Source organism: Bacteroides sp. AM32-11AC, assembly GCF_003603515.1.
GTDB classification, from domain to species: domain Bacteria; phylum Bacteroidota; class Bacteroidia; order Bacteroidales; family Bacteroidaceae; genus Bacteroides; species Bacteroides uniformis.
On record NZ_QTNH01000013.1, the window covers coordinates 77515 to 99902 of the forward strand.

The 22388-nt window shown below is 48.2% G+C and carries 22 protein-coding genes and 1 riboswitch; of the genes, 11 read left to right on the plus strand and 11 right to left on the minus strand.

The window, feature by feature from the left end:
- Positions 1-5 precede the first annotated feature (5 nt).
- Together DW800_RS14775 and radA are read right to left on the minus strand one after the other, a co-directional pair.
- Positions 6-1628, minus strand: a complete 1623-nt coding sequence (locus tag DW800_RS14775; protein WP_117703567.1) for an NAD(P)/FAD-dependent oxidoreductase — start codon at positions 1626-1628, stop codon at positions 6-8.
- A gap of 5 nt (positions 1629-1633) precedes the next feature.
- Positions 1634-3001, minus strand: a complete 1368-nt coding sequence (gene radA / locus DW800_RS14780; protein WP_005834974.1) for a DNA repair protein RadA — start codon at positions 2999-3001, stop codon at positions 1634-1636.
- Positions 3002-3122: 121 nt separating this feature from the next.
- Between radA and DW800_RS14785 the strand changes: the two genes are divergently transcribed.
- Positions 3123-3665 carry a beta-class carbonic anhydrase gene (locus DW800_RS14785; RefSeq protein ID WP_005834976.1) on the plus strand — a complete coding sequence of 181 codons (543 nt, stop codon included), beginning with the start codon at positions 3123-3125 and terminating at the stop codon, positions 3663-3665.
- Between the two features lie 10 nt (positions 3666-3675).
- Here the strand turns inward: DW800_RS14785 and DW800_RS14790 are convergent, their stop codons facing one another.
- The gene (locus DW800_RS14790; protein WP_005834979.1) at positions 3676-4713 is read right to left on the minus strand and encodes an asparaginase; all 1038 of its coding nucleotides are present in this window, start codon (positions 4711-4713) and stop codon (positions 3676-3678) included.
- A gap of 448 nt (positions 4714-5161) precedes the next feature.
- On the opposite strand from DW800_RS14790, the gene thrA reads away from it, so the two are divergent.
- From thrA to DW800_RS19830, 4 genes are all read left to right on the plus strand, one after another.
- Complete coding sequence (gene thrA, locus DW800_RS14800; protein WP_117703566.1) at positions 5162-7594, plus strand: bifunctional aspartate kinase/homoserine dehydrogenase I; 2433 nt, start codon at positions 5162-5164, stop codon at positions 7592-7594.
- Positions 7595-7615: 21 nt separating this feature from the next.
- Positions 7616-8866, plus strand: coding sequence for a cofactor-independent phosphoglycerate mutase (locus tag DW800_RS14805; RefSeq protein ID WP_117703565.1), 1251 nt, complete (start codon positions 7616-7618; stop codon positions 8864-8866).
- A 94-nt stretch (positions 8867-8960) separates the two neighbouring features.
- Complete coding sequence (thrC, locus tag DW800_RS14810) at positions 8961-10262, plus strand: threonine synthase (protein ID WP_117703564.1); 1302 nt, start codon at positions 8961-8963, stop codon at positions 10260-10262.
- 302 nt (positions 10263-10564) lie between these two features.
- Positions 10565-10711: a hypothetical protein gene (locus DW800_RS19830; protein ID WP_207814339.1), complete on the plus strand. Its 147-nt coding sequence runs from the start codon at positions 10565-10567 to the stop codon at positions 10709-10711.
- Between the two features lie 36 nt (positions 10712-10747).
- Here the strand turns inward: DW800_RS19830 and DW800_RS14815 are convergent, their stop codons facing one another.
- Positions 10748-11071 carry a hypothetical protein gene (locus DW800_RS14815; RefSeq protein WP_016274203.1) on the minus strand — a complete coding sequence of 108 codons (324 nt, stop codon included), beginning with the start codon at positions 11069-11071 and terminating at the stop codon, positions 10748-10750.
- Entirely contained in the window at positions 11056-11223 is a 168-nt protein-coding gene (locus DW800_RS19685) for a hypothetical protein (RefSeq protein WP_016274202.1), read from the minus strand. Before DW800_RS19685 ends, DW800_RS14815 begins: the two co-directional genes overlap by 16 nt.
- A gap of 70 nt (positions 11224-11293) precedes the next feature.
- Between DW800_RS19685 and DW800_RS14820 the strand changes: the two genes are divergently transcribed.
- Positions 11294-12202 (plus strand): DMT family transporter, encoded by a 909-nt coding sequence (locus tag DW800_RS14820; RefSeq protein WP_117703582.1) that lies wholly within the window; start codon positions 11294-11296, stop codon positions 12200-12202.
- On the opposite strand, the gene DW800_RS14825 is transcribed toward DW800_RS14820, so the two are convergent.
- The 3 genes from DW800_RS14825 to DW800_RS14835 are packed head-to-tail and all read right to left on the minus strand — an operon-like array spanning position 12162 to position 15854.
- Positions 12162-12839 carry a thiamine diphosphokinase gene (locus DW800_RS14825; protein ID WP_119958163.1) on the minus strand — a complete coding sequence of 226 codons (678 nt, stop codon included), beginning with the start codon at positions 12837-12839 and terminating at the stop codon, positions 12162-12164. The genes DW800_RS14820 and DW800_RS14825 overlap by 41 nt on opposite strands.
- Positions 12840-12846: 7 nt before the next feature.
- Positions 12847-13494 carry a nicotinamide riboside transporter PnuC gene (gene pnuC, locus DW800_RS14830; protein WP_035458096.1) on the minus strand — a complete coding sequence of 216 codons (648 nt, stop codon included), beginning with the start codon at positions 13492-13494 and terminating at the stop codon, positions 12847-12849.
- Positions 13495-13541: 47 nt separating this feature from the next.
- A complete protein-coding gene (locus DW800_RS14835; RefSeq protein ID WP_119958164.1) occupies positions 13542-15854 on the minus strand; it encodes a TonB-dependent receptor in 2313 nt (770 codons plus the stop codon).
- Between the two features lie 33 nt (positions 15855-15887).
- A riboswitch (TPP riboswitch) is annotated at positions 15888-15984 on the minus strand.
- Between the two features lie 100 nt (positions 15985-16084).
- On the opposite strand from DW800_RS14835, the gene DW800_RS14840 reads away from it, so the two are divergent.
- The gene (locus DW800_RS14840; RefSeq protein ID WP_016274197.1) at positions 16085-16954 is read left to right on the plus strand and encodes a mechanosensitive ion channel family protein; all 870 of its coding nucleotides are present in this window, start codon (positions 16085-16087) and stop codon (positions 16952-16954) included.
- 126 nt (positions 16955-17080) lie between these two features.
- On the opposite strand, the gene DW800_RS14845 is transcribed toward DW800_RS14840, so the two are convergent.
- The gene (locus DW800_RS14845) at positions 17081-17323 is read right to left on the minus strand and encodes a hypothetical protein (RefSeq protein WP_005828479.1); all 243 of its coding nucleotides are present in this window, start codon (positions 17321-17323) and stop codon (positions 17081-17083) included.
- Positions 17324-17449: 126 nt separating this feature from the next.
- On the opposite strand from DW800_RS14845, the gene DW800_RS14850 reads away from it, so the two are divergent.
- The gene (locus DW800_RS14850; RefSeq protein ID WP_005828477.1) at positions 17450-17992 is read left to right on the plus strand and encodes a hypothetical protein; all 543 of its coding nucleotides are present in this window, start codon (positions 17450-17452) and stop codon (positions 17990-17992) included.
- Between the two features lie 48 nt (positions 17993-18040).
- Here the strand turns inward: DW800_RS14850 and DW800_RS14855 are convergent, their stop codons facing one another.
- Complete coding sequence (locus DW800_RS14855) at positions 18041-18448, minus strand: pyridoxamine 5'-phosphate oxidase family protein (RefSeq protein WP_005835009.1); 408 nt, start codon at positions 18446-18448, stop codon at positions 18041-18043.
- Between the two features lie 76 nt (positions 18449-18524).
- On the minus strand, positions 18525-19340 hold the full coding sequence (locus tag DW800_RS14860) for a helix-turn-helix transcriptional regulator (RefSeq protein ID WP_119958165.1): 816 nt from the start codon (positions 19338-19340) through the stop codon (positions 18525-18527).
- 127 nt (positions 19341-19467) lie between these two features.
- On the opposite strand from DW800_RS14860, the gene DW800_RS14865 reads away from it, so the two are divergent.
- The 3 genes from DW800_RS14865 to DW800_RS14880 all read left to right on the plus strand — a co-directional run bounded on the left by DW800_RS14865 (position 19468) and on the right by DW800_RS14880 (position 22359).
- On the plus strand, positions 19468-19917 hold the full coding sequence (locus DW800_RS14865) for a hypothetical protein (RefSeq protein ID WP_005835014.1): 450 nt from the start codon (positions 19468-19470) through the stop codon (positions 19915-19917).
- A gap of 234 nt (positions 19918-20151) precedes the next feature.
- On the plus strand, positions 20152-20361 hold the full coding sequence (locus DW800_RS14870) for a winged helix-turn-helix domain-containing protein (RefSeq protein WP_005835016.1): 210 nt from the start codon (positions 20152-20154) through the stop codon (positions 20359-20361).
- 636 nt (positions 20362-20997) lie between these two features.
- Positions 20998-22359, plus strand: coding sequence for an MATE family efflux transporter (locus DW800_RS14880; RefSeq protein ID WP_119958167.1), 1362 nt, complete (start codon positions 20998-21000; stop codon positions 22357-22359).
- Positions 22360-22388: the final 29 nt, after the last annotated feature.

Below are 22388 nucleotides of genomic sequence, written 5' to 3' on the forward strand. Positions count from 1 at the left end.
ATAGCTTAATCAAAGAATGCCTTTGCCGCTTCCGCACATCGTTCGCCGTCAATTCCGGCAGAAACAATGCCTCCGGCATATCCGGCGCCTTCTCCGCAAGGGAACAATCCTTTTACGCGTACATGTTGCAGTGTCTCCTTGTCTCTTGTTATGCGTACCGGCGCCGAAGTACGGGTTTCCACTCCAATCATTGTCGCCTCGTTCGTCAAGAAACCACGGCTGTATTTCCCGAATAGCTGGAAACCTTTGCTCAGGCGTTCTGCAATGAAAGAAGGCATCCAGAAGTGCAGAGGTGAGGAAACCAGTCCCGGTGCATACGAAGTTTCCGGCAGGTCGTAACTCAGTTTTTTCTTAGTGAAGTCTGCCATTCTCTGTGCCGGTGCTGTCTGCTTCATATTGCCTTGTTGCCAGCAGAGGCGCTCCAGATACTCTTGAAAATACATCATGCTTAATTGGGAGTTGACGGTTGGCAATTGACAATTAGCCGTGCTGTCGTGCTGCATAGAAATTGTAAATTGTAGATTGTCAATAGTAAATTGCTCTATGTCTTCCGGGCGTAGCTCTACCACCATTCCCGAATTGCTCCAACGGGAACCGCGGTTGCTGGGACTCATCCCGTTGACTACAATCTGCTCGGGACCGCTGGCGGCGGGCACAACGAAGCCGCCGGGACACATGCAAAAGCTATATACTCCTCGTCCGTCCACCTGGTTTACAAAACTATATTCGGCGGCAGGCAGATATTTTCCCCGTCCGTTCCGGTTGTGATATTGTATTTGGTCTATCAAGGTGGCAGGGTGTTCCAGTCGTACGCCTACGGCAATGCCTTTAGCTTCAATCTCTACATTGTTGGCGGCAAGCCAGCGGTATACGTCCCGGGCGGAGTGACCGGTGGCAAGTATCACCGGGCCGAGGAAAGTCTTGCCGGTATTTGTTTCAATGCCTTTGACTTCATCCTTCTCTATGAGCAGGGCGTCCATGCGTGTTTCGAAGTGGACTTCGCCACCACACTGGATGATAGTGTTCCGCATGTTTTCGATGACACGCGGCAGTTTGTCCGTACCTATGTGCGGATGTGCATCTACCAGAATGGAAGTGGAGGCTCCATGTTGGCAGAAGACGTTCAGAATCTTGTCTACATTGCCACGCTTCTTACTGCGTGTGTACAGCTTGCCATCCGAGTAAGCTCCGGCACCTCCCTCTCCGAAGCTGTAATTGGACTCCGGGTTGACGAGTTGCTGGCGGCTGATTTGCGCCAAGTCTTTCTTGCGTTCCCGTACGTCCTTTCCACGCTCCACAATGACGGGGCGCAGACCGAGCTCTATCAGTCGCAGGGCGGCGAAGAGTCCTCCGGGACCGGCGCCTACCACTACTACTTGGGGCTTTCCTTCTACATTATTATATAAGGTATGTTGATATTCGTCCTCTTTCGGCATTTCGTTCAGATATGCCCGTACGTTGAGGTTGATATAGATTGTCCGTTGGCGGGCATCGATACTGCGCTTCAAGATGCGCGTTGCTGTTATCTCCCGTGCATTCAGTCCTTTCTCATGTACTAAGTACTCTTTCAGGCGTTGCTCGTTTGCCGCTACTTCGGGCAATACGCGCAGTTGGTATTCTTGTATCATAATGATTATCCGAATAGGGCACGGAATGCTTCTTCCACCTTCCGTACCGGTATCAATTCCATTTTAATCTTCTTCGTGTTCAGTCCTTGCATATTATACTTGGGAAGTATGAATCGCTTGAATCCAAGTTTCTCTGCTTCTCCGATGCGCTGCTCTATGCGGTTCACTGGGCGGATTTCACCTGACAGACCTATTTCTCCCGCCATGCACACCTCCGGCTCTATGGCCGTGTCCATGTTGCTGGAGAGGATAGAGCTGATGACGGCAAGGTCTATTGCCGGGTCGTTCACTTTCAATCCGCCGGCAATGTTGAGAAAGACGTCTTTCTGTGCCAGCTTGAAGCCTACACGTTTTTCCAATACGGCCAGCAGCATATTCATGCGGCGGATGTCGAACCCTGTGGCAGAGCGTTGTGGGTTACCATATACGGCACTGCTGACCAATGCCTGCGTTTCGATGAGGAACGGTCTGATGCCTTCTATCGCGGAGGCGATGGCTATGCCGCTCATACCTTCATGGTCCTGGCTCAGCAGTAGTTCGGATGGGTTGCTCACCTGCCGTAATCCATCTTGCCGCATTTCGTAAATACCCAGTTCGGCAGTGCTTCCGAAGCGGTTCTTGATGCTACGCAGGATGCGGTACATGTAGTGCTGGTCGCCCTCGAACTGGAGTACGGTATCCACGATATGTTCCAGTACCTTGGGGCCGGCTATGCTTCCTTCCTTATTGATATGCCCGATAAGGATGACCGCCGTATGCGTTTCCTTGGCAAAGCGCAGGATGGAGGCGGAACATTCCCGTACCTGGGCAATACTCCCCGGCGACGATTCAAGGGTTTCGGTAGAAATCGTCTGTATGGAGTCGATGATGACGATGTCCGGGCGGATGTTCTTGATATGGACGTAAATCTGTTCCAGGGAAGTTTCGCATACGATGAGGCAATCACTGGAAGCACTTGTCAAGCGGTCGGCACGCAGTTTCAATTGGCGGGTACTTTCTTCGCCGGAGACGTAGAGGATGCGTTTTTCCGGTATGCGGAGTACGGTTTGTAGCACCAGGGTGGATTTCCCGATGCCCGGTTCGCCGCCAATCAAAACAAGAGATCCTTGTACAAGACCACCACCTAGTACCCGGTTCAGTTCGGCATCATGGAGGTCAATGCGCGGTTCGTCATCGGCTACAATTTCATGGAGGGTTATGGGTTTGGCTTTGGCGGTCTCTATGCCCGATACGGGACGCTTGTTCACCACTTCTTTCCGTACCACCTCTTCCACATACGTGTTCCACATTCCGCACGACGGACACTTGCCTACCCATTTGGGAGAGTCTTGTCCGCAGTTGCTGCATACATAAACCGTCTTCTCTTTAGCCATAGTTGTGCATTCTCTTCTAAAATGATTGCCCAAAGGTACAATTTTTCGATGCAGGGCTTGCAGACTCCCATAGAGTTTTTTTATTTTTGTGAGTAGAAAACAATAACATGTTATAAAAGCCATGATAGAAGATATTCTTGCATACAACAAGCGTTTTGTAGCCGAGAAGGGGTATGAGAAATACATCACGAATAAATACCCGGATAAGAAGATTGCCATCCTCTCTTGTATGGATACCCGTTTGACCGCTTTACTGCCGGCAGCCTTGGGCATCAAGAACGGCGATGTGAAGATGATAAAGAATGCGGGTGGAATCATTTCACATCCGTTCGGTAGTGTCATTCGTAGCCTGATGGTGGCCATTTACGAGTTGGGCGTGACGGAAGTGATGGTTATTGCCCACTCCGATTGCGGTGCGTGCCACATGAGCAGCGCCCAGATGATAGAGCATATGAAGGCCCGGGGCATCAAGCAAGAGACGATTGATATGATTCGTTTCTGCGGAGTGGATTTCGAGTCTTGGCTGTATGGATTCGAAGATACGGAGAAATCGGTAAAAGGTACGGTGGAAGCTATTATCAATCATCCGCTGATACCGAATGATATCAATGTCAGCGGTTTCATAATAGATTCTGTGACGGGAGAATTGACCCCGGTGCAGTGATAGTTGTGCTTCACACGGTAATTTCCCCTGCCAGCGGTCGTCCCATCAGTTCGCGTATTTCGGCAGGCGGATAATCGTGCCCCAGAAGGAACATCAGCTTGGTTACGGCAGATTCCGTTGTGCTGTCATATCCGCAGACAACTCCTGCCTGCATCAGTTGGTAACCGGTTTCATAGCGCTCCATTTCAACAGTGCCGGCACTGCATTGGGTGACGTTGACAATGATGATGCCTTGTTCGCAGGCATCATGCAGGCGGCGTAGAAACCATTCCTTTCGGGGAGCGTTGCCGGAACCGTAGGTTTCGAGGACTACGGCCTTCAGTCCTTTAGTGGCAAGTATGGCTGCCACGACATTTTCCTGAATACCTGGAAAAAGCTTCAGTATGGCGATGTTGGTATCAAGCAGATAATGAGGCTCCAGTTCGTGGGGAGTGCCGTGCGTATGAATTTGCACATTATTATATTTAATATGTATACCGGCGGAAGCGAGTACCGGATAATTGAAGGAACGGAAAGCATTGAAGTTCTCCGCGTTCATTTTGGTGGTACGGTTGCCGCGCATCAGGTGGTTTTCGAAGAAGATGCAGACTTCGGGTACGATGGGCTGTCCGTTGGAGTGGCGGTCGGTGGCTATTTCGATGCTGGTCAGCAGGTTTTCCTTGCCGTCTGTGCGGAGCACGCCAATGGGCAGTTGCGAGCCGGTTAGGATGACGGGCTTGTTCAGCCCTTCAAGCATGAAGCTGAGTGCAGAAGCTGTGTAGGCCATGGTGTCTGTGCCATGCAGGATGACGAAGCCTGTATATTGGTTGTAGTTGTTGCTGATGATGCGTACCAGTTTGCGCCAGGCATCGGGGTCCATGTCCGAGGAATCCATGGGCGGGTCGAATTGATAAGTGTCGATACGGAACGCAAATCTCTGAAGTTCGGGAACATGTTTCTGCAACTGCTCGAAGTTGAAGCTTTCCAGGGCGCCGGTTTCTGCATTCTCTATCATTCCGATAGTTCCACCGGTGTATATTAGCAAAACGGAAGTGTTTTCTGGGTTCATGCGCACTTTTCTTTCATGTTTTCCATGCAAATATAATGATATATATTGAGAATGATAGCAAAATGTTAGAAAAGAATAAACGGATATACAGAAAAAAGGTATGGAAAGTGTGAAAGTGTAAGCCGTAAGTTGTGCATATTTCTTGCCTTTTTAGAGGCTTTCTGTATTTTTATCGCAAAAAAGTCGCAAAAAGTGATAGATTGAATGTTTTTATTGTTACTTTTGCAACACTTATCATAAATGATAGAAACAAGAGACTATGAACAAGTACTATCAACATACAGTCACATCCATGTGGACCATGACCCTTAGGGGTTAGGGATAGTATTTTGTGTTTCTATGTGTTACACCATTTTCAAGCAGTTTTTCCATTTAATTAAAGTCAATGCAAGCCGTAGCAGCTTGTTTCCGACACATTGTATCAACCATCTCAACAATATAAAGAGAAATGAAAGTAATGAAATTCGGCGGAACGTCCGTAGGTTCCGTGAACAGTATTTTGAGCGTCAAGAGAATTGTAGAAGCAGTCGATGAACCGGTTATCGTGGTGGTGTCCGCATTGGGCGGCATCACGGACAAGTTGATAAACACCTCTAGAATGGCGGCAGCCGGTGATGCTTCTTACGAGAATGAGTTCCGGGAGATTGTCTATCGTCATGTGGAAATGATTAAGGAAGTGATTCCGGCAGGCGAGGCGCAGGTTGCCTTGCAACGCCAGATTGGTGAGCTGCTCAACGAGCTGAAGGACATCTTTCAGGGTATTTATCTGATAAAGGACCTTTCGCAGAAGACGTCCGATACGATTGTGAGCTATGGCGAACGGCTTTCATCTATCATCGTGGCACAACTGACGGGAGCGGAGTGGTTTGACTCACGCAAGTTTATCAAGACGGAGAAGAAGCATTCCAAGCATGTGCTGGATACGGAGCTGACAAATTCGTTGGTGCACGAAACATTCAGCAGCCTGCCCAAACGCGTATTGGTTCCGGGGTTTATCTCCACAGACAAAATGACGGGAGAGGTAACGAACCTGGGTAGAGGTGGTTCCGACTATACAGCGGCAATTATTGCTGCCGCACTGGATGCTGACAGTCTGGAAATCTGGACGGATGTAGACGGGTTCATGACAGCTGACCCGCGTGTGATTTCCAGGGCATACACTATCAATGAATTGAGCTATGTGGAAGCTACGGAGCTTTGTAACTTCGGTGCGAAAGTGGTCTATCCGCCTACAATCTATCCGGTTTGCCACAAGAACATTCCCATTTTGGTAAAGAATACCTTCAACCCGGAGGGGGCGGGAACTGTCATCAAGCGAGAGGTTTCCGACCCGCAAAGCAAGGCTATCAAGGGTATTTCATCCATCAATGATACGAGCCTAATTACAGTGCAAGGCCTTGGTATGGTAGGTGTCATCGGTGTGAACTACCGTATCTTCAAGGCGCTGGCAAAGAATGGCATCAGTGTGTTCCTTGTGTCCCAGGCTTCTTCGGAGAATTCAACGTCTATCGGTGTGCGCAATGCGGATGCTGATCTGGCTTGCGAGGTGCTGAACGAGGAGTTTGCCAAAGAAATAGAGATGGGAGAAATTTCTCCTATTCAGGCAGAAAAGAACCTGGCTACCGTGGCCATCGTAGGCGAAAACATGAAGCATACGCCGGGTATTGCCGGAAAGCTGTTCGGTACGTTGGGGCGTAACGGTATCAATGTGATTGCTTGTGCGCAGGGTGCTTCGGAAACCAACATCTCGTTTGTAGTGGACAGCAAGTCGTTGCGCAAATCGCTGAATGTCATCCATGATTCTTTCTTCTTGTCGGAATATCAGGTACTGAATCTCTTTATCTGTGGTATAGGAACCGTAGGTGGCAGTCTGATAGAACAAATCCACAGCCAGCGCCAGAAGCTGATGCAGGAGAACGGCCTGCAATTGAATGTAGTGGGCATTGCCGATGCAAACAAGGCCATGTTCAGCCGCGAAGGTTTCGATTTGGGACGTTTTCGTGAAGAACTGCAGGAGAAGGGAAAGGACAGCTCTCTGGAAACGCTGCGTAATGAGATTATCGGTATGAACATCTTTAACTCTGTCTTTGTGGACTGTACGGCAAGTGCAGGCGTGGCTTCCCTTTACAAGGACTTGCTGCTGCACAATGTTTCGGTAGTGGCTGCTAACAAGATTGCCGCTTCTTCCGAATACGAGAACTACCGTGAACTGAAACAGATTGCCCGCCAACGCGGTGTGAAGTACTTGTTTGAAACCAATGTAGGTGCCGGACTCCCCATCATCAATACCATTAACGACCTTATCCATAGCGGTGATAAGATATTGAAGATTGAAGCCGTGCTGAGCGGTACGTTGAACTATATCTTCAATAAAATCAGTGCCGACATTCCTTTCAGCAAGACCATTAAGATGGCGCAGGAGGAACGTTACTCCGAGCCCGATCCGCGTATCGACCTCAGCGGAAAGGATGTTATCCGCAAACTGGTGATTCTGGCACGCGAGGCCGGTTACTGTTTGGAACAGAGCGATGTTGAGAAGAACCTCTTTGTGCCCGATGACTTCTTTGAAGGCTCCCTGGATGACTTCTGGAAGAAAGTGCCGAGCCTCGATGCCGATTTCGAAGCCCGCCGCAAGGTGTTGGAAGCCGAGAACAAGCATTGGCGTTTCGTAGCCAAACTGGAAAATGGCAAAGCATCTGTCGGTTTGCAGGAAGTCGGCGCCAACCATCCGTTCTACGGGCTGGAAGGCAGCAATAACATCATCCTGCTGACCACGGCACGTTATAAGGAATATCCGATGATGATACAAGGCTACGGAGCCGGTGCGGGTGTAACGGCTGCGGGGGTATTTGCGGATATTATGAGCATTGCAAACGTTTAATCCAAATCGTAATATAGAAAGATGAAACACATCATTATATTGGGTGATGGTATGGCCGACTGGCCCGTGAAGGCTCTGGGAGGCAAAACCTTGCTGCAGGCGGCTGCAACTCCCTATATGGACAAGCTGGCACGCATGGGACGTGTGGGAAGGCTGGTGACGGTGGCCGAGGGATTTCATCCCGGCAGTGAGGTGGCGAATATGTCCGTTCTGGGCTATAACCTGCCGAAGGTGTACGAAGGCCGCGGTCCATTGGAGGCGGCGAGTATCGGTGTGGACTTGCAGCCGGGTGAGATGGCGATGCGCTGCAACATTATCTGCATCGAGGGAGACAATATCAAGAATCATTCTGCCGGGCACATTACTACAGAGGAAGCGGATGTGTTGGTAAAATACCTTCAGGAGCATTTGGGTGATGACCGCGTGCATTTCCATACGGGCGTGCAATACCGCCATCTGCTGGTAATAAAAGGAGGGGACAAGCGCATTGACTGTACGCCGCCCCACGATGTCCCTTTGAGGCCTTTCCGTCCGTTGATGGTGAAGCCGATGGAGGGTACGGAGAATATTTCGGTCCCCGAAGGCGGTGCAGAGCTTACTCCGAAGCAGACTGCCGATTTGATTAATGATTTGATTCTCCGTTCGCAAGTGTTGCTGGAAAACCATCCGGTCAACATGAAGCGGAAGGCCGAGGGTAAGGACCCTGCCAATAGCATCTGGCCGTGGAGTCCCGGTTATCGTCCGCAGATGGAGCGCCTTTCAGACAAGTTCCCGCAGGTGAAGCGTGGTGCTGTGATTTCTGCCGTGGATTTGATTAACGGCATCGGCTGTTATGCCGGATTGCGGCGCATCACCGTAGAAGGTGCGACGGGGCTTTATGATACCAACTATGAGAATAAGGTGGCTGCCGCCCTTGATGCATTGCGGACGGATGATTTTGTCTACCTGCATATCGAGGCCAGTGATGAGGCCGGTCACGAAGGAAACGTCCCCTTGAAGATTATGACGATTGAGAATCTGGACAGCCGTGCCGTAGGTCCTGTCTACGAGGCTGTGAAGGATTGGGAGGAACCCGTTGCCATCGCCGTATTGCCCGACCATCCCACTCCCTGCGAGCTCCGTACGCATACGGCCGAACCCATTCCGTTTCTCATCTGGTATCCGGGTATAGAGCCTGACGGCGTGCAAACATTCGACGAAGTGGCAGCCTGCGACGGCAGCTACGGACTGATGAAAGAAGACGAGTTTATCAATGAATTTATGAAGGAATAATGTGGCGCTAATGTGCCAATATGCCAATGTGCTGATTACCATTCAGCATCATAGCGCAGCCTTTAATTTTTAATTCTTTAATTTTTAATTTAATATGAAATATTATAGCACCAACAAACAAGCCCCCGAAGCCACTCTTGAAGAGGCCGTGGTAAAGGGACTGGCTGCCGACAAGGGGCTTTTCATGCCCTTTACAATCAAACCCTTGCCGCAGGAGTTTTACGACAGCATCGATACGCTGAGCTTTCAGGAGATAGCCTACCGCGTGGCAGATGCTTTCTTTGGCGAGGATGTTCCTGCCGATACGCTGAAACAGATTGTGTATGACACACTCAGTTTCGATGTCCCTCTGGTCCGGGTGACGGAGAATATTTATTCGCTTGAGCTGTTCCATGGTCCGACGCTTGCCTTTAAGGATGTAGGCGGCCGCTTCATGGCGCGTTTGCTGGGATACTTTATCAAGAAAGAGGGCAAGAAGCAAGTCAATGTGCTTGTTGCTACCTCCGGTGATACGGGCAGTGCCGTTGCCAATGGTTTCCTCGGTGTGGAAGGCATACACGTCTATGTGCTCTACCCGAAGGGAAAAGTCAGTGAAATCCAGGAGAAACAGTTCACTACCTTAGGGCAGAATATCACGGCTATTGAGGTCGATGGTACGTTCGACGATTGCCAGGCTTTGGTTAAATCCGCTTTTATGGACCGCGAGCTCAACGAACATCTGCAACTGACCAGTGCCAATTCCATCAACGTGGCGCGTTTCTTGCCGCAGGCATTCTATTACTTTTATGCCTATGCTCAACTGAAACGTGCCGGCAAGGGAGGCAATGCCGTCGTGTGTGTACCCAGCGGTAACTTCGGTAACATCACTGCCGGCCTCTTCGGCAAGCGTATGGGACTGCCCGTGGAACGCTTTATCGCTTCCAATAACCGCAATGATATCTTCTTCCAATATTTGCAGACGGGTGTTTATACGCCGCGTCCCAGTATTGCCACCATTGCCAACGCGATGGATGTGGGCGACCCGAGTAACTTTGCCCGTGTACTCGACCTTTACGGAGGCAGCCATGCCGCCATCTCTGCCGAAATCAGCGGTGCCACTTATACCGACGAGCAGATTGCCGAAACCATGCGAGAAGTGTGGAAGAAAGACCATTACCTGCTCGACCCGCACGGAGCCTGCGGCTTCCGGGCCCTGGCCGAAGGACTGAAACCCGGCGAAACGGGCGTATTCCTGGAAACGGCCCATCCGGCGAAGTTCAAGGATACAGTGGAGAAGATTATCGGTGAAGCCGTAGAAATACCTGCCAAGCTTCAGGCCTTTATGCGCGGCGAGAAGAAGAGCCTGCCAATGTCGAAGGACTTTGCGGACTTCAAGCAATATCTGATGCATGTATAAAGAATGGGACGTCAGTAAAGAAAAACACCGGATTGCTTGACATTGCCTTTCGGATGTTGTATCTTTGTAACTGCAATCTTAGTTCAGATTCAATTTTAAATTAGCATAAAAGGAGAGGCGTCGCTTCTCCTTTTTTGTTGTGTTCTTCCGTCACTTCATTAGCCAAAGCTTAGGGTTTACTCTCCTAAACCGGTGCTTTACAGATTTAATCCTCCACTTCAGCAAGCGGAATGGCAGGCATTTGCTTGGAAAATCCCGGTGGTTTTGACGAAAAGCTCGGATGTTTTTGACGAAAAGCTCGGATGTTTCGGATGAAAAGCTCCGGGCTTTCGGATGATATGTTCAGCGCCGACAGACGGTATGTCGAGGATAAACAGATGATATGTTCGGGACGGATACATGGTTTGTTCCGGCTATATGAACGGACGATAATACGTCTGTTCCGTTAATCTTCCATAAATTTGCTCTTGACAAGATTGGCTGCTTTATTCTGTATCGGGTTCTTCCCGGATGAGGTCTATCATGCTGCCCAACTTATGATGGTTGTTCCATAGCACAAGCACTTCAATCTTCCGGAGACTGTGCCGGTAAAGAAGCGTATAGTCGGGATGCGGGATGATGTACCGTATGTTCTCTGCTTCGGTGGGCTGTCCGATAAACGGATTCAGCGTGACGCGGTACAATGCATTTTGGAATAAGGAGTACAGAACCCCGCCACACCGTTTGTTGCCATCTCTTTCTTGCGAGGAAATCAGCAGGCCCTTCAGCGCCTCTTTGGCGAGGGGCGACCAGATTATTTGTTTAGCCATGCCTTCACCTCCTTACTGATTGTGACGTCCTCTTGTCCTTCTCCCTCATCCAGTTGCCGGCAGGCTTTCTTAAGGTCATGGCGTAGCCGGGTGGAGAATGCGAGGACTTGCTTTGTTTGCTGAGACGATTGTTCTTCTTTAACTTTTGCCATAGTGTTATCTCCTTTTTCTCCTAAAACATTTCAAAGTAATGAATTGTTTGAGGGGAAAAATACGAAGCTGATGAAAGATAAGAAACTGGAAGCCAATCTCAGTATGGTTGCGTCGCGCGTCATGGCGGGGTTGAATATGAATGGATTGAAATTTCTGCTCCCTTTGTGGCTGGGTGCATTGACGGGTGTCACGGTGCGTTGTGTCTTTGCTGCCGTGGCATTTTGGATAACAAGCTGGTTTGTAAAGGAGGCACCGGCCACAAAGCGGCAACGGATAGGGCTGTTCTGTCTGGGAGCCTTCGGACTCTACGGATTCATGTTCTGCTATCTGCTGGGCATCAGCAAGACGACTCCGGTTTCCAGTGCCATCTTCAACTCTATGCAACCCATTTGGGTCTTTCTGATATCCGTCTTTTTCCTGCACGAAAAGGCTACGCTGATGAAGATTATCGGTATAGCGCTGGGTTTTGGCGGTGCGTTGCTGTGCATCCTTACGCAAGGCAGTGACGACTTGGCGCACGATGCATTTACGGGAAACATGTTCTGCATGGTAAGTTCGCTGGTCTTTGCCGTTTACCTGATTGTGAGCAAGAAATTGCTGGAAGAGGTCGGGGTAGTGACGATGATGAAGTACATCTTTGGCGGTGCGGCAGTAATGGGATTGATAGTGTCGTCCATTATAGGCTGGGATGCACCCTTGCTTACGGATGCCTTGCATGGGGAGTGGCACTGGGTGCCGTGGGCGGTGCTGGCTTTTGTGCTGGTTTTCCCTACTTACCTCAGTTACTTTCTGGTTCCGGTGGGCTTGAAGTATCTCAAGACGACGGTTGTAGCCATGTACAGCTATCTGATATTGGTGGTGACTACCGTTGTTTCCCTCACCTTGGGGCAAGACCGTTTCAGCTGGACGCAAGCCGCTGCCATTGCCATGATTTGTATCAGCGTGTACTTTGTTGAAGTGGCGGAAGCGAAGAAGTAGTGACGAATACCAGGTATTCCCCTTCCGCCTCGATGGTGAATTCCGTACCGGTGCATTCGTTGAGTGTGCCTTGCCACCAGTTGGTGAAGTCGCTGAGGGGATAGACCAGTTCTTTGCCATGCAGACCGTGTGCAGTGAAGTTGATGATGGATACTTGCTGTCCGGGATGGCTTGGGAAGGTGCGGGTACCCCGGCAGGGGATGAAGATGCCGTAATCGGTATAGGTACGTACATCGGCTCCGGCGCGGAGATAGTCGATGAGCAGGCTGATATTTCCCAGGGTATGGTCTTCACGCTTGCCCGTGGCACCGATGATGGCGATGCGGCGTTTATCTTGCGCCAGCAGGAAATTGACGGCTTTGGTCTGGTCGTTGGTTTCCTGGTCGCTGATGCGGTGCAGGATATGTCCGAACTTCCGGCGGTTTTCATCACTGAGGGAGTCACCGTCGCCGATGATTACGTCGGGAGTATGGCCCCGGCGGATGTATTCGTCCGCTCCGCCGTCGCAACAGACCACGTAAGGCGCTTCTGCCAATATCTTTAAAGGTAGGGGACTTGCAGGATATTCCCCATTCGCCAAAACTACGGCATCAATAGTTAATAATTGCTCGTTGCTCGTTGATAGTTCGTTTTTCATATCTTTCTTAATCCCTAATCTCTAATCCTTCATCCTTGTTCATCATTTTCCTCCATTTGAAGTAGCCAAAGATAGCTATAATTGTATAAAGGCCGTATAGTCCGGCCGTAAAATCGAGTCCTTTGTAGATGTACAGCCCGGTGCTCACTACATCCACCGCAATCCATGCCCACCATTGTTCCACATATTTCCGTGCCAGCATCCACATGCCGATGATGCTCATGGCAGTGGTGAAAGAGTCCAGCCAGGGCACATTGCTGTCCGTGAAGTTCACCAATATCCACGCAATGCCCAAAAGGGCAGCAGCGAATATGACAGTCAGCGGCAGCAGATAGCGCACCGGCATCCGCGTAATGGGGAGTTCCTTCTGTCCTTCTGTTCTTCTGTCCTCCACCTGCTGCACCGGGGCTTTCTGCCGTAGAATCTTCCGGCGCAGAAACGTACCGTATTTCCACATCATCCACCCGTAGATAGCAGCCCCCAGATAGTAGATATTTATCCCGAAGTCGGCATACAGCCCCGCATCGTAGTAGACGAAGATGTAAACGGCAGGCATAATGATGCCCGCTATCCAAAGATAAATGCTTGCCCGGTACTCCAACCAGAGGTAGAGCAATCCGACAAGTGTACCGATAATTTCAAGAGCGTGTTCCATAAAAACAGAAAGACTATCCTCCCTCCCCTTCAAGGGAACGAGGGGTTTTAAAAATTAATAGCTATATGTCCCAGTACATTCGTTCCCGCTTGGGCAGCGTAGCCGGCATAGTTGTAACGGACTTTTCCTCCGTTATCGTCGAGATAGTATCCGCTGCCTGCGTATCCGTTGTTTTCGTATTCTTCATTGAACAGATTATAGATGGTGCACCCTATGGTTACCGACTTTACTTTAGGCAACTTGAAGGTATAGGACAGATTCAGGTTGCTTACGAAATAAGCATCCAGCGTGCACTCCTCTTGCTTGGCGTTACTCATGTATTGCTTGCTGATATATTGTGACTGCAACGAGGCCTCGAATCCCTTGAACGTATAGCCCAGGCGGTTGTTCAGTATGAAGTCGGGAGAGAATGCGATGGGGGTATCCCCGTGTTTGATGACCCATGCCTCCGACCCGGCCTCCTCGTTTTCAAAAAGAGTTTCGGTAAAGTTCTGCACACGGTTCTTGCTGAGTGTGGCATTGATGTCCCATTGGAAACCGCAGTCCAGCCGGATGCCTGCCATCAGCTCGATACCCATGCGGTAGCTGTCGGGCACGTTGCTGGCCATGGCTTCGCCTATCTCGTTCAGCTCCCCCGTCAGTACCAGCTGGTCTTTATAGTCCATATAGTAGAAGTTGGCACCCGCATGGAGCCATGAGTTGGCGAAGGTATATCCCAGTTCGTAGTCGAACAAGCGCTCAGCCTTGGGATGTTCGGTGAAGTAGCCGTCGGTGTAGTTGTTGCGCGTAGGCTCTTTATGGGCTACGCTGAACGAACCGTATAGGCGGTGGTTGCGGTCGATTTGCCAGGACAGTCCGGCTTTCGGGTTGAAGAAGTCGAAGTCTTCGTCGATGTCCAGCTTCTGCATTCCCGGAGTGGTGGCAGTCCAGTTGTACTTGTCGTTCAGTCCGTTTATCTTGTAGTTGATGTGGCGGTATTGCAGGTCGAGGTAGGCGCTGAGGCCGCTTACCAGTTCATAATTGGCTTTCAGATAAATATTTCCGTCATTCTTTGTGGCGTTGTTGCGGTAGTAGTCGTGGTCGGGATTCAGTTCGCCGATATAGTTCTTTACCCAAAGCACTTTTCCGAAGTGGTCGCCGTCATAGCGGTTCAGTGCACCGCCTAGCGAGGCATGCAGACGGTCGGCTTTGTAGCTTACGGAGAAGATTCCGCCGCCAAACCAGTTGTCCATTGCCTTCTTGCGGATAAGGTCGCTTACTTCTATCTTGCCGCCGTTGTATTCGAAAGGCGACATGCCGTACTCTGCCAACGAGCGTTCGCCTTTATATTCTTGATAGTATCCGTCGCCTTTGGTGTAGTGCAGGCCGATATTCAGGTTCCATTGTGAGGTGAAATTGTGGTTGAATAGCAGCTGGTAATTCTTTTGCGTATAGTTGTCGGTCTGGTCGTCATAGAAATGCAGTGCACCTCCTTCGTCCGTGAGGTAATGCTTCTCGCCGTTGTCATCTTTATAATATTCTTTGTTGTATACATGGCCGTCCCGGTCGGTGGCGTACATGAATCCGCAGGAATTATAACGCCGTCCGTAACGTTCCATCTCCTCCTTGCTGGCATAGTTCCATGCGTGGTAAGTGCGCTCTTTGCCGGCAAAGGTTATCAGTTTGACGGAGGTATTGTCATTGTAGTATCCTCCTTGCAGATAATAGGAGTTCAGTCCCACAGACGCCCGGTCTATATACCCGTCCGTACTGATGTTGGAGAGCCGCGCATCGAACGACCAATGATTGTTGATGAGTCCCGTTCCCACTTTCACCGTCTCCTTGTGCGTATGGAAGGAGCCGTAGGAACCGTTGAATTCTGCATAGGGTTTCATGGAAAAATCACCCGTCTGCATGTTGATGCTGGCACCGAAAGCTCCTGCACCGTTCGTTGAGGTACCTGCTCCGCGCTGTACCTGCATATCCTTGACGGAGGAGGCGAAGTCCGGCAGGTTGACCCAGAATACCGTGTGACTCTCCGCGTCGTTGATGGGAATACCGTTGGCGGTGACGTTGATGCGTGTGCCGTCTGTTCCACGGACTCTCAGTGTGGTGTAACCCACCCCGGCACCGGCGTCGCTGGTAGTAATGGCGGAGGGTGTCATACTCAATAGATACGGCAGGTCTTGTCCGAAATTCTGTTTTTTCAGTTGTTCTTTGCCTATATTGGTGAATGCCACCGGTGTGCTGTTTGTGGCACGTGTGGAGATGACTTCCACTTCCTGTAGGTTTATCACCCGCAGACTGTCTTGCTCTTGTGTCTGCGCACAGACACCCAGTGCTGCCATAAGGAGGCAGGTCGCCATTGCATGTCTCTTCATTTGCAATTGTTTCGTTTAGATGAATACAGAAAAGGGGAACTTTTCTTCTTTTCCCTCCGCCGGCATTACCCGGATCAGGTTAATGGGTATGATCTCAGCCCGTCGTATTAGGGCACCCCTTAGTTGAAATCGGGAGCAAAAGTAGGAGTTTCCGTTGAAAAAGACAAGCTAAGTGAACGAAAATCAGAGTTATTTGTTAATTTTGTAGCGTTAATTTTAAAAATATAGTTATGTTATTATCCTTATTCATGGCAGCCTTTGCCGCCCAAACTGCTGACGATGGTTTCAGCAAGCTACAAATATTTCTTCAGCAATTGATAGATTGGAGTGTAAGTGCCGGTGGGCGTATCATTGGAGCCGTTCTAATCTTTGTGGTGGGGCGATTCTTAATATCCCTTCTTCGGAAAATGCTGGCGAGGTTATTGGCAAAAAGACATGTGGATGCCAGTATCCAGAGCTTTGTGAAAAGTTTGGTCAATATCTTGCTGACAATTCTGTTAATCATTGCCGTTATCGGCAAACTGGGAGTGGAAACCACTTCATTTGCCGCTCTGCTGGCATCTGCCGGTGTGGCTATCGGTATGGCACTTTCCGGAAACTTGCAGAACTTTGCGGGTGGACTGATTGTCTTGCTGTTCCGTCCTTTCAAGGTAGGTGACTGGATTGAAAGCCAGGGAGTGTCCGGAACGGTACGTGAAATTCAAATCTTCCATACGATTCTGACCACAGCCGACAATAAGGTAATCTATATCCCTAACGGTGCGTTGAGCAGTGGTACAGTAACTAATTACAGCCGTGAGGATACGCGTCGTGTAGATTGGGTAATCGGTGTGGAATACGGTGAAAATTATGATAAGGTGGAAGACACCGTGCGTCGTATCATCTCCGAAGACAGCCGTATCTTGAATACTCCCGAGCCGTTTGTGGCTCTTCATGCCCTGGATGCCAGCAGTGTGAATGTGGTGATTCGTGTTTGGGTGAAGAGCGGAGACTACTGGGGCGTTTATTTTGATATGAACAAGAAGATTTACTCCGTATTCAACGAGGAAGGTATCGACTTCCCATTCCCGCAGTTGACGGTGCATCAGGCGAAAGACTGAGTGGGCTACAAGTTTCAATTTACTAGCTATCAGCTACTATAAGTTACGGGCTACAAGTGTCCTGCATTATCATACTGCAGGACAACTTGTAGCCCGTAACTTAATAGTAGTCGGTAACTCCGTAGTTTATTTATAACTTAATTCTGCCTCTATTTCTTCGCAGACATCTTGTTCCAGGTTGAGCAGCTGATTGATTTCTTTTCGTTTTTCCAAATCCGTGAAATAGCTCTCCACTACTGCATAGATGTTGAAGCCGGTTGTGGAACCCGCAGCCAAATCCAATGACTCAACCATTTTCTCTACTGCTTGATGAATGCGTTTCTTACTGATAAAATGCAGTTCATTACTATGAATTAAGCTCTTTTCCATGATATTTTCTGTTTTAGTTATTGTAGTTATAACATTCTATCAAGCAAGTAAGTTCATGTAGATTGAACAGATTTGACAGTCGGTCGAATGATATTTTTCCTATATTTGCAAAATATAAACGCGGCAATGAAAGAACTGTTTATAAAAATACTCCGTTTTCTGATGTTTGTACTGGTCGTAGCTTTGGGCTGCATTGGATATAACATCTATGAAGATACGTTGGCTGCTGTGTGGATACCCGTAGGGGTGGGACTTGTGGTGGCAGTCGTTACACTTCCTCTATATAAAAAATGGATATGGCTGACAACGATGGAGCAAAAGGCAGTGAATATATTGTGCCATGTGGTGTGCGTGGGTGTCATCAGTTGTTCGCTTTTTCTGGTAGGGAATTATCGGATGGCGGCTCCTGCTTCGACAAAGGAGGTGACGGTCACTGTACTTGAGAAGCTGATAAAAGAACATGAAAAGAGACGTAAAGTAGGCAAGCATCGTTATGTGTCGGACGGAGTACGTAAGGAATATTACTTAAAGGTGGCTTTCGAGGATGGAGCGATAGAGACCTTGCATGTTTCCACAGCCACATACAACAAAGCACGAAAAGGCAAACCGAAAGTCCTGACTTTGCAGAAAGGAGGTTTCGGATTGCCGGTGATAACGAAGGGGCTATAGTTTTCATCCCCCCATGCAAGACATCAGATGAGGAACTGAATGCTCTTCTTAAAGATTTCTGCGTACAAAATGTCCGTCAATCCAAATGGTGGCATGGTGTCCTTTGAATTTCAGTAATACATAATTGGGATCTGTCGGGCCTTTGCTGAAGTGTGCGCTGAACCACTCTTGCCACATTTCCTGCTTGGTGGCTTCGTCTTCTATAATCTCCACCTCACCGGTGAGCACTACGCTGTTTCCTTTTTCCTGAAAGCACAAACCTGCTTTCGGATTGGCTGCAAACTCCTTTGTTTTAAGACTGTCTTTGCCGGTCGCCAACCATACGGTTGTGGCCCCTTCCGACTTGATGTTGCTCATTGGAACGGGGCGGGGATATCCCTCTTGGTTGATGGAAGTGATGACGACGGTTTCGCATCTTGCCAAGATTTCTGCTGCTTTCTCGATTAATGTTGCCATATTGGATGTTTTTATTGATTTGATTGCTGCAAATATAGGCATGGTAATAGGAAGAGCTATTGTAAAAAATCGACTTTTATGTTTTCACATAACTCAAAGTCCCTTCTTCCAATGGAGCGGAAGTGAGAAGCTGGCTTGGCGCGTTGCCGGACATCTTTTTGATTTCTTTTGAGAGATGGGAAACATCATAATATCCTGCTTTGATGGCAACGGACAGCAGATTGTCGAAAGAGGTACTTCGCAACAAGTCTACAGCATGTTTGAACTTCATAATCCGACTGTACTCTTTGGGTGTAAGTCCGGTGTGCTGCTTGAATTTCCGTTCGAAATGGCGTTGGCATAGGCAAGTCTCCTCCGCTAACCGGAGGAGTGACAAGTCACCCTTGCATCGGTTGATTTGCTGTATGGCGAACAGCATGCTCCGTTCTGTTTTTGGACTGTATCGGCATAAGGCTTGAAGCAGGAAGTTTTCAATAAAGACCAGGTGCTCTTGAATGGTTCCCAGTTCGCCCAGTCTCTCTGCAAAAGAGTGGGTAAAGAGGCTTGTAAGCTCATCGGCGTTTAACCGCAAGTTGGTGAGCTCCTGCAAAGGGAGGTCCATGAAACGAAGTATTCCGCAAGGCAGAAAACGGATTCCCAGCATATGGACTGTTACCGTATGGGTCACTAATTCGGAATATTTGGTCATGGCTCCAATGAAGTAGGTATGGTAGGGCTGCATAACGAGGCTGTCGTGTACGGCCTTAGGGGCTTCACCCAACGTGAATATAAAGTCTGTGCATCCGTCCGGCAGGATGTTGATATGCATGCCGTATCCGGGTTGTCCTTTAAACTCCCAATATTTGTCAATATAGGGGGAGAGCAGGGGGCTGGGATGATATTCTTTGTACATAGGTTGTAAAGATAGGAATAAACTTCGAAGATAGGGAAATCCCTATGTATAAATAGAGAGAATCACGGAAAAGGAGGTTTTTATCATACTACATTTGCTGTATGGATAAATACTAAAACTTTCTATTATGAAAAAGATGTCAGTTGTTTTAGGCTTGTTACTCGCTGTCTTGGTGACGGGCTGTGGCATTTATGAGAGCTACGGGTTTGATTATAAGCAGTTGAGCAGCATTGAACGTGGTATGAGCTTTAAAGAGGTGTGTACCATTTTAGGAGAGCCTGCATTTAGAGATTTGAATAAGGAGGGAGAGGCTTGGACATTCCGTGCTTATACTCCTGCGGGGTGGTCGGCTGTCAAGGTGTGGTTCAAAGACGGAAAAGTGGACGAAATGAAGAGCTATCTGGAGGATACTTATCCGGTTACCACTTCGCGGGACAAGAGTTTCATGGACGAGAAAAAAGAATCTTCCGACAAGAGTAGCGAAACAAAGGTAATAGTTTCGCCGGAAGGGAAACATTACATCAAAATGGGCTCGGTAGTAGTCACTCCCGAAGGCAAGCATATAATAGTACCTTGATTATACCAGCATAATCGTTTCCGGATATAGTATAATGTGAATATACCTTTCTATAAAGTGTTGATATTTATAAAGTTCTATATTTTTTGCAGATTTTAGGTATATGTAGTTCAAAGAATGTTATCTGAAATGAAAAGAATGGGCAATGTTTGTCATTGCTCTGTCTTTATCTTATATTTGAGTAGATAATATAGGATATCATTTTAAGAAAGGAACTAATAATAAGATAATAATATGAAGAATATTGAGAAGGCGACCAATAATATGAAAATGGTATATTCCATTCTGTGCAATCTTAAGAAGTGTACAATCTTTGAATTACAGAAACTGACGAAGTTCAGGGATGTGGATTTGTGTTTGGCCTTGGGGTATCTGCTGCAGAATAACCAGATTTATCAGAAGCGTATTGATAACATGGTTTACTATGGAGTCGTCGCAAAATGAAAAGATATACAATAGGTTTACCACACATTTTGCTTACATGCTTGCATGGTGCTTTCTAATTGTTTGTTATATCGCGTTTTACGGTATGTAAGCAGACGCTATGCAAGTATGTAGGCAAACTTTGCTTGCATACTGTTTTTTCTTGTGCAAATGGCTGGTCTTCTTTCCGCAAAGAACAGCTCTTTCTCCTACTAAAAGCTTATTAATGACTATTGTGCACGGTTGTGATGCAACTTCTTCACTATTGTGGTACGGCTTCTTCACAAGCATGAAGAAGCCGTACCACAATAGTGCGCATGTCTAACTATCATTTATTCAGTGTATTGACAGCCTATGTTAGAGCAATGAAAGACTGATAGACTGTCTTTCATTGGCTGTGTGTTTACCTTCAAAAGAGTGATATGGTGGTAGATAATGTTCATGTTTTGCTGCTTTTTCAGTGAAAGAAATCATGAATATTTGGATACTTGAAAAATAAGTCCCACCTTTGCACGCGAATTAGAAAACCAAAAGAGTTTTGTAATCCTCATCGGAGGGCTGTAAAAATGCCGGATAAGATGACTGGGTAAAACCAATCATTTTATCCGGCATTTTTTTGCTTTTGTGCAAGACAATAACCTATAAATATAGTTGAACATGAAAAGAGATGCAATTGATTTGAGTACACTGAATGTGTTTACATTGTTTCGGAAATATTTTGTTCCTACGTTGCTGGGTATGCTCAGTATGTCGGCCGTAACAGCGATTGACGGGATATTTGTCGGGCATGGAGTAGGTAGCGACGGGATTGCAGCCGTAAATATCTGTGTCCCTTTACTGATGCTTTTTACGGGAATCGGGCTTATGGTTGGTGCCGGGTGTTCTGTGGTCGCTTCTATCCAATTGTCGAGAGGCAAAAGCAAGTCTGCTCGGTTGAATGTGACACAAGCATTACTGTTTGTAACGATTGTTGCTTTGATACCCTCTGCTTTGATGATGGCTTTTCCGGCAGAAACAGCCCGGATGCTCGGCTCTTCCGAACATCTACTGCCTATGGTGGCGGATTATCTGCTGTGGTTTGTTCCGTCATGGGTCTTTCAGATATGGATAACGGTGTCGCTGTTCGTCATTCGTCTGGACGGTGCTCCAAAGCTGGCTATGTTGTGCAGCCTGATTACGGCTGTAATCAATGTGTTGTTCGACTGGCTGTTTATCTTTCCTCTTGGCTGGGGAGTTATGGGAGCGGCATTTGCCACTTCCATCAGCATCATGGTTGGCGGACTGGTGGCGATGGTCTATTTACTGTTTTATGCTCGGCATTTGCGCTTACAACCACTCAAATGGAGTGTCAAGAGCCTGCGGCTTTCCGTGCGGAATATTGGTTACCAGTGCCGTATCGGTTCTTCTGCCTTATTGGGAGAGGCAACGCTTGCTGTGCTTATGTTCGTCGGGAACCAGGTATTTATGTCCTATCTGGGGGACGATGGTGTAGGGGCATTCGGTATAGCGTGCTATTATATTCCTTTTGTTTTCATGGTAGGTAACGCTATTGCACAATCTGCCCAACCTATTATCAGCTATAATTTCGGATTGGGCTACAAGGAAAGAGTGATGGCGGCGGAACGTATTGCGTTGCTGACGGCTGTGGTCTGCGGTTTGGTTGCAACGGTGGCATTCACTGTTTATCCTTATCTGCTGGTCGGTCTTTTCATCAGTCTTGACAGTGAAGCGGCGAAGATAGCGATACACGGTTTCCCCTATTTTGCAAGCGGCTTTGTCTTTTTCATTGTGAATATTGCTGTGGTAGGTTATTTTCAGAGTGTTGAAAGAATAAAGCCGGCTACGATTTTTGCTTTGTTGCGTGGCTTTGTTTTCCTTATTCCGAGTTTTATTCTGTTGCCGAAGTTCTTGGATGTGTCGGGAATCTGGTTGGCAATGCCACTCTCGGAGGCTTTGACAATCATTGTGATTCTGCTTTTTGTTCTGAAGCATCGGTATGCTTATAAAGTTTCCAACTAACTCATTACGTCGTAGGTGCCTTTAAAAGA

What these genes read in the sequence shown, in the direction of transcription:
- DW800_RS14775 (WP_117703567.1), bottom strand. Translation starts at nt 1,628, where the DNA reads ATGATACAAGAATACCAACTGCGCGTATTGCCCGAAGTAGCGGCAAAC.
- radA (WP_005834974.1), bottom strand. Translation starts at nt 3,001, where the DNA reads ATGGCTAAAGAGAAGACGGTTTATGTATGCAGCAACTGCGGACAAGAC.
- DW800_RS14785 (WP_005834976.1), top strand. Translation starts at nt 3,123, where the DNA reads ATGATAGAAGATATTCTTGCATACAACAAGCGTTTTGTAGCCGAGAAG.
- DW800_RS14790 (WP_005834979.1), bottom strand. Translation starts at nt 4,713, where the DNA reads ATGAACCCAGAAAACACTTCCGTTTTGCTAATATACACCGGTGGAACT.
- thrA (WP_117703566.1), top strand. Translation starts at nt 5,162, where the DNA reads ATGAAAGTAATGAAATTCGGCGGAACGTCCGTAGGTTCCGTGAACAGT.
- DW800_RS14805 (WP_117703565.1), top strand. Translation starts at nt 7,616, where the DNA reads ATGAAACACATCATTATATTGGGTGATGGTATGGCCGACTGGCCCGTG.
- thrC (WP_117703564.1), top strand. Translation starts at nt 8,961, where the DNA reads ATGAAATATTATAGCACCAACAAACAAGCCCCCGAAGCCACTCTTGAA.
- DW800_RS19830 (WP_207814339.1), top strand. Translation starts at nt 10,565, where the DNA reads ATGTTTCGGATGAAAAGCTCCGGGCTTTCGGATGATATGTTCAGCGCC.
- DW800_RS14815 (WP_016274203.1), bottom strand. Translation starts at nt 11,071, where the DNA reads ATGGCTAAACAAATAATCTGGTCGCCCCTCGCCAAAGAGGCGCTGAAG.
- DW800_RS19685 (WP_016274202.1), bottom strand. Translation starts at nt 11,223, where the DNA reads ATGGCAAAAGTTAAAGAAGAACAATCGTCTCAGCAAACAAAGCAAGTC.
- DW800_RS14820 (WP_117703582.1), top strand. Translation starts at nt 11,294, where the DNA reads ATGAAAGATAAGAAACTGGAAGCCAATCTCAGTATGGTTGCGTCGCGC.
- DW800_RS14825 (WP_119958163.1), bottom strand. Translation starts at nt 12,839, where the DNA reads ATGAAAAACGAACTATCAACGAGCAACGAGCAATTATTAACTATTGAT.
- pnuC (WP_035458096.1), bottom strand. Translation starts at nt 13,494, where the DNA reads ATGGAACACGCTCTTGAAATTATCGGTACACTTGTCGGATTGCTCTAC.
- DW800_RS14835 (WP_119958164.1), bottom strand. Translation starts at nt 15,854, where the DNA reads ATGAAGAGACATGCAATGGCGACCTGCCTCCTTATGGCAGCACTGGGT.
- DW800_RS14840 (WP_016274197.1), top strand. Translation starts at nt 16,085, where the DNA reads ATGTTATTATCCTTATTCATGGCAGCCTTTGCCGCCCAAACTGCTGAC.
- DW800_RS14845 (WP_005828479.1), bottom strand. Translation starts at nt 17,323, where the DNA reads ATGGAAAAGAGCTTAATTCATAGTAATGAACTGCATTTTATCAGTAAG.
- DW800_RS14850 (WP_005828477.1), top strand. Translation starts at nt 17,450, where the DNA reads ATGAAAGAACTGTTTATAAAAATACTCCGTTTTCTGATGTTTGTACTG.
- DW800_RS14855 (WP_005835009.1), bottom strand. Translation starts at nt 18,448, where the DNA reads ATGGCAACATTAATCGAGAAAGCAGCAGAAATCTTGGCAAGATGCGAA.
- DW800_RS14860 (WP_119958165.1), bottom strand. Translation starts at nt 19,340, where the DNA reads ATGTACAAAGAATATCATCCCAGCCCCCTGCTCTCCCCCTATATTGAC.
- DW800_RS14865 (WP_005835014.1), top strand. Translation starts at nt 19,468, where the DNA reads ATGAAAAAGATGTCAGTTGTTTTAGGCTTGTTACTCGCTGTCTTGGTG.
- DW800_RS14870 (WP_005835016.1), top strand. Translation starts at nt 20,152, where the DNA reads ATGAAGAATATTGAGAAGGCGACCAATAATATGAAAATGGTATATTCC.
- DW800_RS14880 (WP_119958167.1), top strand. Translation starts at nt 20,998, where the DNA reads ATGAAAAGAGATGCAATTGATTTGAGTACACTGAATGTGTTTACATTG.